Annotated in this window: 22 protein-coding genes; 9 read left to right on the top strand and 13 right to left on the bottom strand. The window is 46.8% G+C overall.

The window, feature by feature from the left end; genetic code table 11:
- Positions 1-25: 25 nt before the first annotated feature.
- The gene (locus ACK8OT_RS08655) at positions 26-460 is read left to right on the top strand and encodes a hypothetical protein (protein ID WP_410196107.1); all 435 of its coding nucleotides are present in this window, start codon (positions 26-28) and stop codon (positions 458-460) included.
- On the opposite strand, the gene ACK8OT_RS08650 is transcribed toward ACK8OT_RS08655, so the two are convergent.
- From ACK8OT_RS08650 to gltS, 13 genes are all read right to left on the bottom strand, one after another.
- Positions 457-1,953, bottom strand: a complete 1,497-nt coding sequence (locus ACK8OT_RS08650; RefSeq protein ID WP_410196106.1) for a nitrilase-related carbon-nitrogen hydrolase — start codon at positions 1,951-1,953, stop codon at positions 457-459. The two genes, ACK8OT_RS08655 and ACK8OT_RS08650, sit on opposite strands and share 4 nt — an antisense overlap.
- 55 nt (positions 1,954-2,008) lie before the next feature.
- The gene (locus ACK8OT_RS08645; protein WP_410196105.1) at positions 2,009-2,695 is read right to left on the bottom strand and encodes a 4'-phosphopantetheinyl transferase family protein; all 687 of its coding nucleotides are present in this window, start codon (positions 2,693-2,695) and stop codon (positions 2,009-2,011) included.
- A 4-nt stretch (positions 2,696-2,699) separates the two neighbouring features.
- Positions 2,700-3,425, bottom strand: a complete 726-nt coding sequence (locus tag ACK8OT_RS08640) for an SDR family NAD(P)-dependent oxidoreductase (protein WP_410196104.1) — start codon at positions 3,423-3,425, stop codon at positions 2,700-2,702.
- Between the two features lie 9 nt (positions 3,426-3,434).
- Positions 3,435-3,965: a hypothetical protein gene (locus ACK8OT_RS08635; RefSeq protein WP_410196103.1), complete on the bottom strand. Its 531-nt coding sequence runs from the start codon at positions 3,963-3,965 to the stop codon at positions 3,435-3,437.
- Positions 3,958-4,851 carry an alpha/beta fold hydrolase gene (locus ACK8OT_RS08630; RefSeq protein WP_410196102.1) on the bottom strand — a complete coding sequence of 298 codons (894 nt, stop codon included), beginning with the start codon at positions 4,849-4,851 and terminating at the stop codon, positions 3,958-3,960. Before ACK8OT_RS08630 ends, ACK8OT_RS08635 begins: the two co-directional genes overlap by 8 nt.
- Positions 4,841-5,974 (bottom strand): polyketide synthase dehydratase domain-containing protein, encoded by a 1,134-nt coding sequence (locus ACK8OT_RS08625; protein WP_410196101.1) that lies wholly within the window; start codon positions 5,972-5,974, stop codon positions 4,841-4,843. The genes ACK8OT_RS08630 and ACK8OT_RS08625 overlap by 11 nt, the downstream gene beginning before the upstream one ends.
- Positions 5,968-7,011: a polyketide synthase dehydratase domain-containing protein gene (locus ACK8OT_RS08620; protein ID WP_410196100.1), complete on the bottom strand. Its 1,044-nt coding sequence runs from the start codon at positions 7,009-7,011 to the stop codon at positions 5,968-5,970. Before ACK8OT_RS08620 ends, ACK8OT_RS08625 begins: the two co-directional genes overlap by 7 nt.
- Before the next feature lie 9 nt (positions 7,012-7,020).
- Positions 7,021-7,980: a hypothetical protein gene (locus ACK8OT_RS08615; protein WP_410196099.1), complete on the bottom strand. Its 960-nt coding sequence runs from the start codon at positions 7,978-7,980 to the stop codon at positions 7,021-7,023.
- A gap of 1 nt (position 7,981) precedes the next feature.
- Positions 7,982-9,307 carry a beta-ketoacyl-[acyl-carrier-protein] synthase family protein gene (locus ACK8OT_RS08610; protein WP_410196098.1) on the bottom strand — a complete coding sequence of 442 codons (1,326 nt, stop codon included), beginning with the start codon at positions 9,305-9,307 and terminating at the stop codon, positions 7,982-7,984.
- The gene (locus ACK8OT_RS08605; RefSeq protein ID WP_410196097.1) at positions 9,304-10,575 is read right to left on the bottom strand and encodes a beta-ketoacyl synthase N-terminal-like domain-containing protein; all 1,272 of its coding nucleotides are present in this window, start codon (positions 10,573-10,575) and stop codon (positions 9,304-9,306) included. Before ACK8OT_RS08605 ends, ACK8OT_RS08610 begins: the two co-directional genes overlap by 4 nt.
- A complete protein-coding gene (locus ACK8OT_RS08600; protein WP_410196096.1) occupies positions 10,572-11,810 on the bottom strand; it encodes a beta-ketoacyl-[acyl-carrier-protein] synthase family protein in 1,239 nt (412 codons plus the stop codon). Before ACK8OT_RS08600 ends, ACK8OT_RS08605 begins: the two co-directional genes overlap by 4 nt.
- Positions 11,811-11,820: 10 nt before the next feature.
- Complete coding sequence (locus ACK8OT_RS08595) at positions 11,821-12,234, bottom strand: acyl carrier protein (RefSeq protein WP_410196095.1); 414 nt, start codon at positions 12,232-12,234, stop codon at positions 11,821-11,823.
- 584 nt (positions 12,235-12,818) lie between these two features.
- A complete protein-coding gene (gltS, locus tag ACK8OT_RS08590) occupies positions 12,819-14,042 on the bottom strand; it encodes a sodium/glutamate symporter (protein ID WP_410196094.1) in 1,224 nt (407 codons plus the stop codon).
- A 268-nt stretch (positions 14,043-14,310) separates the two neighbouring features.
- Here gltS and ACK8OT_RS08585 point away from each other — a divergent pair, with 268 nt between their 5' ends.
- From ACK8OT_RS08585 to ACK8OT_RS08550, 8 genes are all read left to right on the top strand, one after another.
- Positions 14,311-14,538, top strand: a complete 228-nt coding sequence (locus ACK8OT_RS08585) for a hypothetical protein (RefSeq protein ID WP_410196093.1) — start codon at positions 14,311-14,313, stop codon at positions 14,536-14,538.
- Positions 14,539-14,583: 45 nt separating this feature from the next.
- Positions 14,584-15,258, top strand: a complete 675-nt coding sequence (locus tag ACK8OT_RS08580; RefSeq protein ID WP_410196092.1) for a penicillin-insensitive murein endopeptidase — start codon at positions 14,584-14,586, stop codon at positions 15,256-15,258.
- A 21-nt stretch (positions 15,259-15,279) separates the two neighbouring features.
- On the top strand, positions 15,280-15,534 hold the full coding sequence (locus ACK8OT_RS08575) for a cysteine-rich CWC family protein (RefSeq protein ID WP_410196091.1): 255 nt from the start codon (positions 15,280-15,282) through the stop codon (positions 15,532-15,534).
- Positions 15,535-15,551: 17 nt separating this feature from the next.
- Positions 15,552-16,328, top strand: a complete 777-nt coding sequence (locus ACK8OT_RS08570) for a phosphotransferase enzyme family protein (protein WP_410196090.1) — start codon at positions 15,552-15,554, stop codon at positions 16,326-16,328.
- Between the two features lie 223 nt (positions 16,329-16,551).
- Entirely contained in the window at positions 16,552-17,067 is a 516-nt protein-coding gene (locus ACK8OT_RS08565) for a pyridoxamine 5'-phosphate oxidase family protein (RefSeq protein ID WP_410196089.1), read from the top strand.
- Positions 17,064-17,228: a hypothetical protein gene (locus ACK8OT_RS08560; RefSeq protein ID WP_410196088.1), complete on the top strand. Its 165-nt coding sequence runs from the start codon at positions 17,064-17,066 to the stop codon at positions 17,226-17,228. The genes ACK8OT_RS08565 and ACK8OT_RS08560 overlap by 4 nt, the downstream gene beginning before the upstream one ends.
- Positions 17,229-17,300: 72 nt before the next feature.
- Complete coding sequence (locus ACK8OT_RS08555; RefSeq protein ID WP_410196087.1) at positions 17,301-17,588, top strand: carboxymuconolactone decarboxylase family protein; 288 nt, start codon at positions 17,301-17,303, stop codon at positions 17,586-17,588.
- 40 nt (positions 17,589-17,628) lie between these two features.
- Positions 17,629-18,228: a LysE/ArgO family amino acid transporter gene (locus ACK8OT_RS08550; RefSeq protein ID WP_410196086.1), complete on the top strand. Its 600-nt coding sequence runs from the start codon at positions 17,629-17,631 to the stop codon at positions 18,226-18,228.
- Positions 18,229-18,384: the final 156 nt, after the last annotated feature.

Below are 18,384 nucleotides of genomic sequence, written 5' to 3'. Positions count from 1 at the left end.
AAATTCAATCAATAGGATGTTATTAATGCTTAAGCAATTTTTTTCTACCGCTTGCCTTAGTGCGAGCATTTATCTTTCTTTAGGCCTGTTTAGTGCACATGCTCAAACCATGGATGAGTTTTATGCTGAGTCGGCCAATCAAGCGCAGTTTGACAAGGCGTTAGCAGAAGGCCATATCGTCAAAGGTCGCGTCTTTTTTGTTAAAAACTGCCAAGATGCGCAAGAGAAAGGGCAAACCACGGAGCAAGATTGTGAATGTATTCAAGGTCAAATCGCTAAGGTGTCCGATAAGGAGTTCTTTTACGAAACTATCCTAGCGTATCAAGAATACCAAGCACGAGTTGAAGCCCATGGTGATGCTGAAAAAACCGCTGCCCTTAAAGAGCAGCAAGCTAAACGTCAAAGCTTGACCAAACGCATTGAGCAAAGCTGTAAGCCAAAAGATTTGCCGGCGAACTAATTTGATTTACGTCTAGCACGCATAATCAAACCTAGGGTGATAAGGCAAACCAGCCAAGCAAAGACATCACCAAAACGACTATAAAACGGGGTATCACTGCTCAGTGTTACCTCGCCTTGGATCACTTCTCGTTGATTAATGCCACTCGATGCCACAACTTCCCCATATGGGCTGATCACCATGCTCACACCGCTGGTGGTACCTAAACCAAAGGCAACACGGTTTTCAATGGCGCGAAACACGCTGTCGGTGGCATGAAGCAGTGGAAATTGACGATTGGCTTTAAAGTCGTCATCCACTGGCATCAAGATGATTTCTGCTCCTTGCTGTTTTAGGTGGCGGCTGATCCATAAGCGGTGGCGATCATAACAAATACCCAAACCTACCTTGCCAAAACGGGTTTCAACCACCTTGCTTTGAGCCGCGGTGCCTGCGCTAAAGCCAAATTGCTTTTCTCGAAAGGTAATCGCTATTTTTGGGGTTCTTAATATTTCCTTGCCTTGGGGATCAAACATCACGGCGGTGTCAAAGCGCTGACCTTGTTCAAGCCAAATTAAATCCACTACTAAGTAACTGGATAATGCTTTCGCCAGATCCTGAACTTGCGTCACCATAGTATGGTTATCCAAACTCGCCATTTCATTTTCAGGCCAGACAATAACATCCACCGGCGAGTTTACCTGCCGACTTAACTGGGCATTGATATCAAAGATGGCTTGCGACATGGCTTGGGTATCGGCCCAATAGCCTTCTCCGTCCATGGGTTTATCCGCTAATTGTTGGATTTTTGGATCTTGATTAGTTAAATCAACCGTGGCCGCGACGTTCACTTTGGCCGAAGTGTTGTTTTGATTAATTAACAGATATTGGCCCCAAGCAAACACCAAGCAAATAAACCCTAAGCTGGCCATCGCACTGCGACTAAACGAGTTATTACTTTGTTTGTTAATAATTAATTGGGTGATGGCGGTATTGCTGAGTAAAACTAAAAAGCTGACTCCGACAAAGCCCGTGACGGAGAGTAATTGCAGCACATTAAGCTGTTGCCACTGGCTTTTAGCAACCAACACAAACCAAACGTCTTCAAGGTAGGGCAGTACGAAACGCAGATATTCAATGCTGCACCAAAACAGCGGCAGGGCAAAAATTCGCCATTTTGCTGGGGTTTTTAAACTAAGCCAAATGCCCCAATGCATCACTCGAGCAAAGAAAAATCCCGCCCCTATCATCAAAGGCAAGCCGAAGGCGGTGCCAAATAATTCCATAAACCAAGAATGGGCAAAACAAGACCAAGTGATGGTGGCAGGCAAGAATAGCCGAAACGCTTTAATATGTGACCAGTGGTGCACCACGTAAAATACAGGGACCAAGGCGAACCAAGCTAGCCAGCCAAAGGCGATCCCATCTAGCTCATAACCCGGCATGGCCAATCCCATTAATACACCGGAGCACAAACTAAGGAAAAGGGCAAAGCTGAGGGGGGTGGATTTCATTACATGGCCTTAATTGATTTATCTTAGCCAACGTGGAGGTGACTTTGGTTGGCAGTTATGCCAATTGATAAGTGTAATAGCTAATTTTGTCAATAGTTTGACTGCAGCAAATGGCTGCAGTGAGTGGCAAAGGGTTCTTTGTTACTGAATATTCATTCGGTAGTGGCAAAATTTGACCGACGTAACCTAGTGTCAGCTTAATTGGTTGAGACAAAGGAAATTGCTTAGGCAGCATATTGATTGTTTGTGGACTGGTGTGCCAACCTTGTCCCGTTGCCTTTAACCAAGCTTCAAGCATCGCCCAACGGGCATAAAATTCACGTCGGGTGGGGTTAATATCCGGTTGGCCAAAACAGCCTTGCCATAGGCGTTCTATCTTGGTTTGACTGTGTTTGTGCAGACACAGATCGACACCGACCTGTGCCCCTGACGTGATTGCGAGCAAAAGGTAGTCGCCGCAATGAGACAAGTTGAACTGCAAATCACAGCCAAGCAACACGGGCTTACCATTTGCCGTGGTGCTAAATTCCAATATGGGTAAATGCGATTTTTGTCGTAAAGCTCGATTCAACACTTGGCGCTGCTTTATATACCTAAGCTGAGCTAAACCGCGCAGACGCGCGGCTTGCTGTTGCTGTGTTAGCGTCAGCTCGCGACAAGCCTGAGTCAAGGGTATTGGCGCATGACCTAGGCGTACCCAATGCAGCTCAACTTCGCAGGCGTTGAAATTTTGCAAGCTCATGGGGTTAGCCTGCCTGTAAGGTTTGACTGAAACCGCCATCGAGCACCAGATTCGAACCCGAGCACAATAGTGGCTGCGCAGCTAAACTCAACGCGGCTTGGGCTATTTCCTCGGGTTGGCAAAAGCGGCGCATCGGGATCCGCTTTTGCGCGTTAGGGTGTTGATACCAAGGGCTTGCCTTGATCATCTCCGTCGCCACGGGACCCGGTGAAATACTGTAGCAGCCTAGGGTGGGATACGCTTTGGCTAGTTGTTCGGTCCAAGCGATCAGCATACGTTTACTGACGCTATAAGCATTTTGTCCCGCCCTTGGCCTAACGCCTGCAATACTGGCAAGATTAATGACGCAGCCGCGCTCGGCCTGCAGTAAATGATCTCGACATAGATCAAACATCGCACAAGCACTTTGGAAATTAGTGGAGATGATTTGCTGCCAATCACTCAATGGCGTGTTAACGAGTAAATTATCTTTAAGCACGCCCGCATTATTAATCAGCACATCTAAGCGTGTACAGCGGGATAAGAATTCGCTGCGCTGCGAGCTCATATTGATGTCAAACACGGCTAGCTCGGCGCTAGCGCCAAGTTGCTGAATTTCCCCAAGCAGAGTGTCACTTGCTTCGCTGCGCCTGCGTACATTGATTAATACATGATAGCCTTGTTGGGCGAAGGCCATCGCCGTGGCTTTGCCTATGCCTTGGCCGGCTCCGGTAATCAATACTTGTCTCATGTTATCTCCTTAAATCGTGGCTGATGTGGTCGCAACAGGGGCTGGATACGGGGGCAAAACCAGTGCTTGAGCCGTGCAATAGTGGGCACTGGGCCAAGTGAGTAAAGGGGTTAATTGGCTCAAACTCAGCCTCTCGTGCTGACATAAAAAATTAACCGTAACCTGCTTAGCGGCTAACTCCATTGCCGCAACTTGGCACAGCGCCAATGCCCCTTCACGCCATACCATTTCAGTACTGTTATGCCATACCACCCATACTTGTGCGCCTTTGCTGCGCATTAAGGGACGATACACTTGCTGCAATAAGGTAAATTGCAGATCTAATAAGGCTTGGCAGGCATGGCTGGCATCAAACAACATAATCAATTGCAGTCCGGCGGTTTGACAGCGCTGAGCCAAGTGCGTCAAGTTGGTTTGTTGTTCATCGTTTAACACGCCTGTGCCACTCAAGCTAAAGTGCTCAAGTAATTGTTCTCCTTGATACAGATACAGCGCACAATCAGCGCTGTGCTTTGTAGAGCTTTGCAAAACATTAGCCATGTTGGCATTCCTTATCATGGTTGCTGTGGTTGTGCTTGTTTTGGTGTTGGTGTTGGCGCTGGTGGATAAAATCACCCAACCAGAGATTGACCTGCGTTGATGCCTCTAAATTGGCAACATGTGAGCTTAGGTTAAGCGTTTGTGGCGTAAGTTGCGGGTAGCGGTGCCAAGGGTTAACCACCTCAGGCGGAAATAAAGGGTCGCCATCACAGCTGATCATCAAACTGGGGATCGTGCTTAATTCAGGGGGATGTCGCTGGGTTAAACAGGCCGTTAAAAACCGTGCTAAGCCAGTGAGGTCGTGATTGTAGTCAACATAGCTTTTTAATACATACTCACTCATTCCCTTGATTTTATTTAGGTATTGTTCACTAAAAAACCAAGGATAAACCTGACTAAAAAGGATTTCGGGCTCAAGCTTGGCGCTTAGCATCTGTAACACATTGTGAATTAACCAATGGGCTTTAAGGCCTATGCTTGGAGCGCTGTTGATAAAGCTTAATGAATCAGGCGGCGTAGCCATCAAGCTAGCAACGCGATTGGCTAACATGCCACCCAGTGAATAACCAATAAAGTGGCTGGTTTGAATGTGTCGCTGCTGTTGGATGTGCTCGATTAACCCCTGCAGCGCACGGGCAATATCGTCAAAACTAAAGCTGGCGGCAGTAGAATCAAGGCTGGCTTGCCCGCAGCCAGGATAGTCAATAAACAACATTAACTTGTCATTAAGGCGGCCACAACGCTGTTGCTTGACCCAAGATGATTCACCGTGGAATAAACCGTTAAAGAACACCAGCAAGTGAGGTGATGTTAGCATGCCTCTTAATTGGTAATCTAAGGTCAGAGTGACGCCATGGCTGTTATCAATCAAATAGTTAAATCTCATCAGCCACCTCCTTGTACACCAAGTTTTGACTTAACCAATGATTAAATAAGCTAATGTCAACGTGATTACCTTGCTGGCCTTGGGCAATGGCTTGCTCTATATCCAGTATTCGTTCATTGCTGCTGTTAAAAACACTGATGCTGGCGCAAGTCTGGCCCTGAGTATGGTTAGTCAGCTCAATCAGCGCGCGGCAACGGCCTTGCTCGGGATGCTGGCGATAGAGTAATAATTTACTTATCGCTACCGGTAAGCGGGGTTGACCATCTTGCAAAATGGCGAGAAAACATAGCAGCTGTAAGCAAGAGTCCAGCCCCAATGGCGACAATAAAAACCGATGGCCGCCGGGATTTAACCAAGCACGCTCAAGTTGCTGGCAATCATAGCTGGCCAACAGCTGGTTATGCTGTTGATTGATAGCCAATTCGCCGGTCAAACTTTGCAGTAGCGGCCCGTGGGTGGTGAGCACCTTAGCATAAAGCTCGGCTGGTCTGGTTTGATAATGTTTAACTTCGCCATAAAGCAGCGGCGCACCTTTGTTCGCAACCAGCAAGGGATTAAAAGCGATGGTGACACTGGCGTGGCGCTTCATCCCTAATAATGTGCCTTGCTTATTGTAGCGTGGTGATTGCAATTGCAATTGCACTTCGTGGCCTTTAGGGCCAAGCAACCGGCTAACGATGTCGATTTCTATTTGAATATCGTCACTTCCTTCTGGCAAGGGCAGAATACGCTCTAGTTTCAGTTCATAAACCTGTAACGGACTCCAATACAGTGGACCTTGGCCGCGATGTTGTAGCCAAGTTGCGGCTTCGACAAAGTATTCCAAAATCACCGTGGCCGGCATTAAGTCCCCTAATGGAAAGCTGTGGTGGCGAAAATAGGGACTGTTTGCTTGATTAACGCTGATTTTAAAACGGCACAGTCCCTTTTTGTCCCAATGAACGCTGGCGTGATTTAGCAATGGATAATCATGGCAGTCTATCTGCTCTTGGCTGCCAGCTTGTTCTGTGCTCAGCAAAGGATATTTAATGCCCTGACTTTGCTGGTTAAATTTGTTTTTTATTTGGCTTTTCATTTTATTGAGCCAATGAGTCAGTTGGCCACTTTTGCTATCAACTAACATAACGCCTCCAATACCTTAGCTAACGGAGCTTGTTCACACCTGTACTGCTGATAATGCTGTTCAAGATGACAGGCCTGGCGTTGCTCATTGGGCGCACGGTGTAATTTGATCTGGCCAATATAAGCCACCAGTTGCTGCTGTTCATCGAATACCCAAGCGCGCAGTGTTTGAGTGGTGTCGTCAAGGGTTAAACTGCGCACTAAGGTGCGGTAATTGGCGTTCTTACGCCAAGGCGTAAACACCACCACTTGGCTTAAGCCAACGGGTAACTTACTGAAAAATTGCTCGCTTAACTGACTTTCAATCTGTACGCAGCAAAGCACGCAAGCTTGCAACACGCTGTCTAAGGCCAGCGGTCCTAAGGCAAAGGCGAAGGTTTGCTGCTTACTTGGGTTGGCGTAAGCGGCTTCCGTGGTTTGTAAATTAAACTCGCTGATCAAGCTTAAGTTATCTGGGCTTAGGGCAAAGCGCCCGGTTAAGCTCTGAAACAAGGCCCCGTGGGTCGGGTTAAATAGTTGATAATAATGCGCTTGACTAAAACGGTAATGATCCCAGTTGTGATCTAGACCGTCGCTATAGCCAAGCTGATGGGGGGCGGTTTGAGTCATGCTGATGTTAACGCTCGCCGTAGCGACAAGCACCCCTTGGCGCAGGCATTTGCCATTCGCATCATAGTAATGGCGGGTTAATCTCACCGCGATGGTTTGGCTATTTAGCCTCGCATCGGCTGCTGGCGGGACAATAACCGCATGAGCAAACACGGTTAAGCTTTCATTTGGTGCAAATGCCAGAGGCCGACGGATGGCAAAGTCCACTAGGGTTAGTTGGATCTTATCTTGCGGCTTAAGCGCTAATGCCATCATGGCCACTTGGCTCATAAACTCGGCGCTGATGGCGGCAGGCACTAAACATTGCCCAGAAAAGATGTGATCGCGCAGATAATGCTGCTGCTCGGGGCTTAGCTGCCATTGGCAATTAAATTCACCTTGGCGCTGAGAGATGGTCGATATAAAGGGTTCAAAGTACCAATAATTCATCGCGTTACCTCAGTTAAGTTGGGGCTGCAAGTGGTAGTGAGCAAAATGCAAAATGGGGCTTAAATCCGCTTCGTGAAACACCCAGACATCAACACGGTGCTCTACTGCTGTGGGTGTAATTAGGCAAACAAGCTTGCCTTGATTGTTCAGCGGATTGTATCTATCAGCCAGATAAGTCAGGGTGCCAATATCGCTGGGCAGTGCGATACCTTGATGTAAGTAGGCGTAAAACGGCAGATGCTGCACCGCCGACATGGCGGCCAATACTGGCGAGCAAAAATCCGGCTGCGTTTCATGCTGCAAACAATACTGGTGACTGTTATGTAAATCGGAATAACACCATAACGCCTTGCTTTTAGGGTTATACAAGTATTTGTAGGTGAGATTGTTGAATAAAATGCCCAAGGTGGCCGGCGATTGCGCCTTAAAATTATCGATTAGCTGGCGCTCAAGTAGCTCACCGCTTGGCTCTGCAAGGTGAGGTCTTATATCCGGGCGGGGCTGGCTCACTGTGGCTAAAACCGCCGTTAAAACCGTCAGTTTAGGGCGAACGCATTGGCCGAGTTGGTTTAACTTGTCATATTTCACCGTTAAACAGTAACTGGGCTGGTGTTCATCCTTAGCGCTGGGCTGCCAATCAAAATATAACGTTTGCAGATCGCCGCCCGTTAAATAGGCCAACCGAGGCGCGGTTATCCGGTGCCATTGGATTGATTGCGCCAGTAATGTCTTGGCTTGGTGGCCGCTGGTTTTGGCTAGCGTACCCAGCGCCAGCTCGAGCATAAATACCGAAGGAATGGCTATCTTAGCGTTAATCAAATGGGACAATAAATATCTGTGCTCCTTGATGCTGAACTGCCACTTTATCGATAACGCATCGCCATTAACTGTGTATTCAAGTTGGCCAAATGAAGCTAAGGTGCTGGGCGGGTTTAGCTCATCTTGAGTGTTAAATTGTGCAAAGGTCATGTTACTCCTTAGCCATAAAGCGAGAAAAAATCACCGTGGCATTTTGACCACCGAAACCAAAGTTATTGGACAAGGCATGATCAAAGCGTAACGCGCGATGCGTTTCTGCTACGTAATCAAGATCGAGCTCGGGATCGGGGGTTTGGTAATTGCGCGTTCCGTGGATCATGTTGTCGCGCAGAGCATTGACACAAGCGATGGCTTCAAGGGCGCCCGCCGCCATAATGCCATGACCTATCATAGACTTGGTCGATGAAATGGGCACTTGATAGGCATGCTCACCCAATACCGCCTTGATGGCATTGGTTTCGGTGCGATCGTTCATCTTGGTGGAGGTGCCATGGGCATTAATATAACCAATTTGCTCTGGCTTTAGCCCAGCGCAATCGAGTGCCCCTTTTAGGGTGCGCCTTGCACCTAGGCCGGATGGATCGGGGTCGGTGGCGCGATAGCCGTCGGAATAGGAGGCATAACCGCTGACCTCAGCTAAAATAGTCGCCCTGCGCGCTGTGGCATGGGATAAGGATTCCAGCACCAAAATGCCACAACCACTACCCATCACAAAACCACTGCGGTTTAAATCAAACGGCCGACAAGCCGTGTCGGGATCGCGGTGCGGGGTGAGGGCACCAATGCGGGTAAACCCGACCATGGAATTCATATCAAAGTCGTAGGCACCGCCGGCGATGGCGCAATCTAGCTCGCCGTGTTGGATCTTTAAAAAAGCTTCGCCGATGGCATTATTACCCGATGCACAGGCCGTGCCTATGCTAAGCAATGGGCCACTGAGCTGATAATAACGGGCAATAAAATGATTTAGGCTATCTTGTTCAGGCGCTTGATAATATTGGCGCAGTGCTGCATTTGCTTGCAGTGCTTGCCAATAGCTCGAGGCATCTAAATCTGCTAATTGTTTACTGGGCGCCGCCTTAGTTAAGCTGGCTAAATATAGCGCCATAATGCTGGTGGGAGAAAAGGGACGATCAGCGACCATACAAGCCAATCTTTGCGCTGTGATGCTGGCGACATCTAACCCTGATTGGCAGATGGCTTCTTTGGCTGCAAGAAAAAATTTCGGGATGGACGTGTCTAAGCTCGCCATCGCCTTTAATTTGCTATCCGCATCGATGGCGCTGCTTACATCCGGTATTGAACCGGCAATGGCTACTATGTCACCCGCGATGGGTAAATGCCTAATAGTCGATAAGCCATTGTTACCTTGTAATAAGTTTTGCCAAAGATACTCTGCGCCTGCGCCAAAAGGGCTCACTGCGCCAAGGCCTGTGATCACCACCCGCTCTTTAGGCGATTGATTCATTGATTTCATGGCTTGACTCCTTGAGAAAGCTGGCAGGTAGCGGCCACACTTTTTAGTAGCAGCGATACTTCATTGCCTTGGTGATCTAGGTGGTGACAAAGCAGAATTTGTTCGCCTTGATGGGTTCGTTTTTGGTGGTTGTAATTGGGATTTTGCGTGTGTGGCTTGTGCTCCAGATTTAAAACCGGTGCCCAATAACCTTGGCTTAGTTGCAAACACCCATAAAATAACTGGGTGGCTGCGCTGGCGCCTAAAGTAAAGCCGCAATAATCCGTCGCCGATAGCAATAAGGCTTGGTTGCCAAGTAGGGTTGTGACCGCATTTACCTCACTATGATCTAATGAGTCTATGCCCGCGAGGCTTAGCTGAGCGGCGCTTAAATCCCGTGCGCAGACACCGGCTTTATCTAAACATGCCTGAATATGCTGCTCTATCTTGTGCTGGCGTATGGAGGGCGAAAGCGTTAAAACATCGGGAATATAACTATTGTGGTACGCCAAAATTTCGATTTGTGGCTCCGTGCGAGTCGGGCATCGTTGCTGGGCTTGCAAACTTGCCTCAACGATAAAGCTCACCCCAGCTTCGCCAATCACTAGGCCAGCTTGATGGGGTTGATTTCGTGCTAATAAGCCGTTGCAATCAAGGGCAAATAACTGCTCTAGGGTCGGATCCATTTCACTCGCGCCCGTCACGTAACGATAGCCGCGCTGCTGCTTGATGGCGTTAAAGGCTTCACCCACGGCAATCATGCCGCCACTAAAGCCATTGACCACACTATAACTCAAGCCGCGCAGACCATACTGAATTGAGATTTGACCGCCGGTGGTATTAGGTAAGCGCGGTAAGATCCACAGGGGTGGAAAGTCGCGATAATGCCGCTCGCCAAAGGCTTGATGATCCAGCGCGTCATCTTGATACGCATTTAAGTAGGGCTGCGCCGCATTGGCCACGCCCTGACTAAAAAAGGCGCCGTAAATCACCCCTGTCATATGATCAGCTTGGCTAAAATCGGCCTCGGTTAATCCAGCATGTTCAATGGCTAAAGTAGCGCTGGCAATCCCTAATAAACCTTGGCGTGTGAGCATGCGACACGCCTTTTTATCGGGGATCCATTGTTTTAGATTGGGTTCATTGACCACACCTTGTAGCCAAGGTAGTTCGGGATGAGGCGTTAGGCCTGATATCCCTTGTTGATGAAGCTGGGTATGCTGCGTTAACTGCGAGCCTAATGCGGTTAACGCACCAAACCCGGATATATAAACGGCGTTTGTTGTCATATTGGCTCTCGCTGAAAAATTAAACTGGTATTAGTGCCCCCTAGGGCGCTTGAGTTGGACATACAATAATCAAGCTGGGCTGGCTGCGGCGCGCTAGCGACCAAGCGAAGCTTGGCCTCTGTAGCGCCTTGGACTAGGGGGCGGTTAGGGTGGATCACTTGGCGGCGCAAGGTTTGCAGGCAGATAATGGCTTCAATCGCGCCGCTAGCCGCCAAGCTATGGCCTAGCCAGCCTTTACTTGAATTAACCCAAGGCCATGGCCTTGATGACTGATGAAAGATTTGCTCAATAGCGAGCGCTTCACTGGCATCGTTTTGCTGCGTTGATGTGCCATGACTATTGATATAGCCAATTTGTTTCGCTGTGATATTGGCGCTGTTGATGGCTTGCACCATGGCCTTTGCTTTGCCATTAGGACAGGGCTCGGTGAGTCGATAGGCATCTTGACTACAACCGAAACCGCTCACCCGGCCCAAGCTTTTGGCGCTTCGTTTAGCCGCGTGAGCTCGACTTTCTAATACCAAAACGCCAGCCCCTTCGGCTAATACAAAGCCACTGCGAGCGTGATCAAATGGCCTCATGGCAGCGTCGGCCTCTGCGTGTTTGCTAAGCATATTTAATCGGTTAAAGCCCGAAACAAAGGCGGGGGCAATGCGGCTATCACAACCGCCAACAATGGCCACATCCAGTAAACCAGATTGGATCATGTGCATGGCTTGGCCAATGGCTTGGCTGGCACTGGTACAGGCATTAACTATGGTGCTATTAAAGCCATTGCAATTAAGCAGCTTAGCCAAATGAGCCAGATGCATATTGGGATAAGACTCCAATAGCCAATTGGGGTTACGTTCATGGATCTCAAGCCTTGTATGGCGCTCACATAAATCAACGCCGCAGCCGATGATCAACCCCACCTTAGGGTTATCAGCGAGCTGCTCAGGTAACAGCTGCGATTGCGCCAGCGCCGCTAGTGCGCTGTGGCAAAGCATTTTGGTGACCCACGACATCTGGCGTAATTGCTTAGCTGGTATTGGCCAATTCGAATTAGCGGGCAATAACCCCCTATGATCTACTTGAGCTAACAAATGCACTTCAGGGCAATGCTTGGCCAGTGCGGTAGGCATGGCTTGATAGCCCAGTTTACCCACTAGCAGGTTTTGCCAAAGGGTATTCACTTGGTTTCCTAAACTAGTAGCACAGCCAAGCCCTGTGACGACGGCATCGGTTAGACTCATCATCGCCTCCTTACGCTGGCTGCGCTTCGCTTGATGTGCTGGTTTCAACGTTAGTTTTCGAATTTGTTTTAGTGGCGACAAAGTCGACTAACACACTGACACGAAAGAAAATACTTGGGTCCTTGTCGCGATAAAACTCATCCAGTAATGCCGCATTAAGGTGAGGGTATTCGCTAAAACGCATTTTTGTTTCATCGCTGATTTCACCATTGGCATCGACAAAACTGCCTTGCTGTAAAAACGCGGGGAAGATGTCACCGGGGGCAATGGTTAATTGATAGGTTTGCTCAAGGGCATAAACAATATCGACAAAATCGATAGACTCGGCGGCCAAGTCATCCACTAGATTAGCCTGTGGTGTGATTTCACTTTGCTCTATGCCTAATACTTCTTCTAATAAGGTTGTTATCGTTTGCAAGATCATAACGTCTCCTGTTGTTTAATTAATCTGCAATAAAAAACATAACAGTAAATAAAGTCCTTTTAAAACAATTATTTAAACTATTTTTTCGACATAAAAAGGGGAGCCTCTCTCATTCTTATTGATAGAAAAGATATTATTTTGGTACATGTTTTTATGTCGGTATTTATGATTTAGTGATTGTTGGTCAGTGTTATTGGCTCCTCTTTTAGTGAAAAAAACCAAAATAACGCTCTATCCTAGAGTCGAAAAAAATCGATAATAAAATCAGGTGATTAGGTGTGAATGGACTAGAAATTTAACTGTATAAAATAGCGAATTGATTGAATCTGTTTGAAGAAGTAAATTGTGTATTAAGTCAGTTAAAAGCATTGGAAATGTGAACTAAAGGGTATGGTGAGCAACATTTGCGCAACAAATGGCTTTATCGCGCTGAAATAATGCTCAAGCAGCATAAATGCAGATGGGTTATTAATGGGGCTAAACAGGAAGAGTGCTGAAAATGCGTTGCGGTTAATGCCTATCGAGCAATAAAGGTCTGTTAGGTAAACAAGCGCGCGTATCGGTAACACGCGCTCGGCGAACGCCTAACCCAGTATGCTAAGGTAGCCTTGTAAAATGATGGCATTCACGATATCGATAAAAAACGCACCGACAATCGGCACCACCATAAAGGCTTGGGGTGAGGGACCCGTGCGCGAAACCAACGCCCCCATGTTCATCACGGCTGTCGGGGTTGCACCCATACCAAAGCCGCAATGACCACCCGACATCACTGCCGCATCATAGTTTTTACCCATCAGCCTAAAGGTGACATAAAAAGCAAATACGGCGAGCACCAAGGCCTGAATAACCAAGATGACAAGAAGCGGTAGGGCTAAATCGAAGATTTCCCATAGTTTTAGATTCATCAAGGCCATCGAAAGGAATAAGGCAAGGGCCACAGTACCGAGTAAATCCACACTTTGCTTGTTGATCTTAAAGCCTCGAGAGACTTCAGTAATATTAGTGATCACCACGCCAATAAACAGAGCATAGACAAAATCCGGCATCTTAAGCCAGCTCAATTGATAGGTTTCAATCAGTAGCGAAGCCCATTTTGCACCAGCGACACAAAGTAACATGATAAACGTCACTTCTAAGACACTTTTGGGGGTGATTCGTTCTTCTTCTAGCTGGTCATAAGTAACAAGCTCAGGATGGTCTTTATGATGTTTACCACCGATGCCGTAGGAAGAAACTAAATTATTCTTGTTAATGAGTCGCTGTGCGACGGGACCACCTATGATGCCGCCAATAACTAAACCAAAGGTTGCGGCCGCCATCGCAAATTCTAAGGTATCAATACCATAATCTTGCGAGAAGGTTTGTGCCCACGCAACCCCTGTACCATGGCCTCCGGATAAGGTAATCGAGCCAGCTACTAGTCCCATTATCGGTTCAAGGCCTAACATGGAAGCTAAACTAACACCTACACCGTTTTGAATGATGATGTACCACGCTGCCACACCAAGGAACAAAATCACCTTACTGCCACCTTGCAGTAGCAACTTATAGTTCGCCGCCAAACCAACCGAACTAAAAAACATTAGCATTAAGGTATTTTGCATGGATAAGGAGAATTCAAGGTTGATACCATTGAAATGCAGCAAGGTGATAATGCTGGCAACCACTAGGCCGCCAACTATCGGCTCAGGAATATTGTATTTCTTTAGAACACGAACTTTTCGATTGATGGTGTGGCCGATAAAAAGCACCAAAATAGCGATAAGAAAAGATTCTAACTCACCAAGAGTGATAATAGATTCCATTTTCCATCCTTTGTTAAGTCTCTAGGTATCATTAAAGTATCGCTATTATCAGGGTAGGTATATAGGCGATAACCCTTAGTGCTGTAAGTGAATTGTTTGTTGAAGATAGACACATATCGCGGCGACCGTCGGTCAATGGATTAGTTTCATGCATTCTTGTATTGATTTTGTGATGTTTTGTTCATATTGTAATTGTCTAAGCAAACCAAATAATTAACTGAAAAATTTCCTAATGTGCGTGAGTTAATTTAATTATGAGAGGATCGCAATGATAAAAAGAATGATGGCGTTACTGTTTGTTTCTGCAGCTTTGGTTGGCTGTAATTCTTCAGAGCAAAGTAAGGTGGGTGGTGACAAAGATGAACATGGCTGTATTGGCTCAGCAGGTTATCAATGGTGTGCTAAAACAGCGTCATGTGAGCGCTCGTGGGAGTTAGCTGAGAAAACGGGTTTTGAAAATACGCCAGAAGCGTTTAATGAATATTGTGATAACTAGGCAGTATTTGGCAATATAGTTTGTAAATCTAAGCCCGCAATAATCATGAAATATGCTTGTTTATTATTGCTATTGGTGGCGCCTTTGGGTTTTGCCCAGCAAAGTCAGTGCTATGGCACCACGGCGAACGGACGGTTAGATCAAGGCGTGCAGTTACCAAGCTCAGGTAATAATTATGAAGGTTATAGCACCCTTGCCCGTTTGGCGGGGCGTACTTATGTGCATTCAGCGGTATATGACATAGTGGTGAACAGCTATGGGCGTCTTGAAACCCTGGCACCTGAAAAGGTGTATAAATATGCTGAAACGGGGTTTGAGCAAGGTGGGCGGTTTAGACCACATAAAACCCACCAAAATGGCTTATCGGTTGATTTTATGACGCCGATGAAAAATCAAGTTGGTGAGTCGGTGCATTTACCCACCAATCCATTAAATAAATTGGGTTACAATATCGAGTTTGATAAGCAGGGCAGATACGACGGCCTTGCAATAGACTATGATGCCCTTGCGGCTCACATTGTCGCCTTGCATAAAGAAGCAAAGCGGTCAGGCCATGATTTGTGGCGGGTTATCTTTGATCCAACGTTGCAGCCTCCTTTGTTTAAGACATCTTATGGGGCGTATTTAAAAGCCAACATACAATTTTCAAAAAAGCGTTCTTGGGTTCGCCATGATGAACATTATCATGTGGATTTTCGAGTTACGTGTAAGCCAATTTAAGCAGTATTAAAGGTCAGTATTTTGGGTAACCCCCCCGTTATAGATAGAAACGAGTCGACAGATAAACCCGATCCCTTGCTTTGCCCACTTTGTGGGCAGACCAATCGTTGCGTCAATTTAGCCGAAATAGACGTGGCCAAATCGTGTTGGTGTAATGATCCCACTATCCGTTTTCCGCAAGAATTGCTTGCGCAAATCCCCGCCGACAAGCGGCGCCAAGCCTGTGTTTGCCGCGCTTGCGTGCTGGCGTATCACAAGGCCAATCCGGCTAACTAATATTTGAAGGACACATAATGGAAGTATTAAGTGGCGGTCGCGAAGCAGGTATTTTTCGCGATAAAGATAAGCTATATCGACCTGCTGGCCGATGGACGCCAGCGGTTCATAAACTATTGCAACATTTGGATGCGGTTGGTTTTAGCAAAGCACCTAAGGTTTATGGCATCAATGAGCAAGGTGATGAAATCTTGTCTTACCTTGAAGGCGAGGTATGTAACTACCCGTTAGTGGGCAACATAGCTTCAAGCCAAGCGCTGATTTCTGCGGCTAAATTGCTACGTGAATATCACGATGCGACCAGTGACTTTATCGTCCAGCATGACTTAGACGCGTTGGAATGGATGTTGCCTAGTCGTGAGCCGATGGAAGTGATCTGCCATGGTGATTTTGCCCCTTACAATGTGGTGTTAGAGGGCGAGCAGGTCAGTGGTGTAATTGATTTTGATACCGCCCATCCGGCTCCTCGTAGCTGGGACATAGCTTATGCGCTTTATTGCTGGACCCCCTTTAAAACCGATGAAGTTGATGCCATGGGTAATTTGGCCAGCCAAATTGAGCGAGCTAAGCAATTTTGCGATGCCTATGGGCTAGGGGATGCACAGCGTGAAGGCTTAGTCGATGTCATGCTAGCGAGGATCCAAGCACTGGTTGATTTTATGCACCATGAAGCGCAAACGGGTAATCAGGCATTTATTGCTAATATCAATGACGGCCACCATTTAGCCTACCTTGCCGACATGGATTATTTGCGTGACAACAGGGCGGTTATTAGCCAAGGCTTGCGCGGTTAAATGTTGTCCGCTTTTTTGTAACGCATTGTTTTTAATTTGATTCATTGGGCTATCTATGAAATTATTACACTCACTATATTGAAATAATCGATTTTCAATTCAATCAATTTAATCGTCATGGAGAACTCGGGTGCAGTTAGATTCATTTGAGCAAGTAAGAGAGGTGCTGGGAGAGCCAAACCCACTGGCCAGTAAGTAGATTTATGATAAATTAAATCCACGCATGCAAGCCTTTATCAGCACTTCACCTCTGGTTATGTTGTCAACTGTTGATGACATGGGTTTTCCGACCATTTCCCCCAAAGGGGATGAAGCCGGTTTTGTCAAAGTTCGTGACGACCAAACCTTGTTAATTCCAGAGTTACGTGGCAATAAACTGGCTTTTTCACTGCAAAACATTGTTAGCACGAACAACAAGGTCGGGCTGATATTTTTAAGGCCAGGCACGGTTGAAACCCTGAGGGTGCATGGCCGCTGTAAACTGGTTACCGGCGACATATGTGAGGCAGTTAAAGGGGTGACCCATCGGGCCTTAATGGTGCTAGAAATTAAGGTAGATAGCGCCTATTTCCATTGCGGCAAAGCCTTTTTACGCAGCAAGGTATGGGACTCGCAGACCCATTTACCGCCAATGAAAATATCCTTTGGCACTGAGATAGCCGAGAACACAGGTAAAGATGCAGGTTTTGTTGAGCAAGCCGATGCCGGTGTAAAAGAACGTTATAAAACAGATTTATGATTGAGTCGGTTAGCGCGATGGAAGTCCATGGGAATAAAGACATTGTTTACGACTTTGAAGAAGCATTAAATTTGAAACCCTTGATGCAGCGGGATTCTTATTCTAGCCATGGCGGGTATCGACATTTTCGCAGTTTAAGTGCTTATCAGAATAACGATTAGAACTTTTCAATAGAAGATAGTGTCTTGTTTCGATGGGATTAAAAATCACCTAAATCAAAAATGGAGCAACCTATGCTAGGAAAGCATCAACAGCCGTATGAGGATTTTTATCATTCGACCCATGAGAATGAGCATTTAGATAGCAAGACTGAATTGCTGGTAGGCCTAGCGGCTGCGATGGCGATGAATTGTTCACCTTGTACTCGATATTATTTGCTGCAAGCCAAGCAAGCGGGTATTACCAAAGGGGAAATCTCGGACGTAACAGCCAAGGTCATGGCAGTTGCTGCGGGCCAGAAAAAGCTACAGATGCAAGAAGTTATCAGTAAGTATGGCATTGATTTAAATGATTTTAATTAATATTGGGCTAGCCTTTTAGCTGTTTTGAAAAAGAGAAAATATGTCAACCTATTTTGCCGGCTTTACCTTAGGCCTATCTTTGATCCTTGCCATCGGCTCACAAAATGCGTTTGTGTTAAAACAAGGCTTAAAAAACCAATATGTGTTGGTGATTTGTTTGGTTTGTGCCTTGTCCGACGCCATCTTAATTGGTTTTGGTGTGGCGGGTTTTGGCGCGATTGTGCAGCGATTTCCTGAGATTGAGCAGGTAGCTCGTTATGGCGGTGCGCTATTTTTGGCTACCTATGCCTTGCTCAGTTTTAAATCAGCGCTGACCAATAACCATGCTTTAGGCAGTAATATAGAAGCAAAAGGGTCGGTTTGGAAAGCGGTGTTGATGTGCTTGGCGTTTACTTGGCTTAATCCCCATGTCTATTTAGATACCGTGGTACTGCTTGGCTCGATTTCAACTCAATATCAGGGCGAACAGCTACAGTTTGCGCTAGGCGCTATGTGTGCATCATTTATATTTTTCTTCACTTTGGGTTACGGCGCTCGATTTTTAGCGCCTTGGTTTAGTCGTCCCAAGGCTTGGAAAGTCCTTGATTTTTTGGTTGGCGTGATGATGTCAGCCATCGCGATTTCTTTGCTTGTGGCTTAATACATGAGCTGTTTACCATCTGATAAGAAGGCGCCATTTATCGCGGTTTAAACACCGCTCCTAATTGTTCCGTTTGGGGCATGAACGATATTGATATCGCGAAAAAGTGGCTAATATTTTGGACAATAGATGCTTACCATCGGATACGAAGGTGCC

The sequence above is a fragment of the Motilimonas thetidivivens genome, from assembly GCF_046452435.1.
Taxonomy (GTDB): Bacteria; Pseudomonadota; Gammaproteobacteria; order Enterobacterales; family CBDFNC01; genus Motilimonas.
This window is presented reverse-complemented; position numbering and strand designations above follow the sequence as displayed.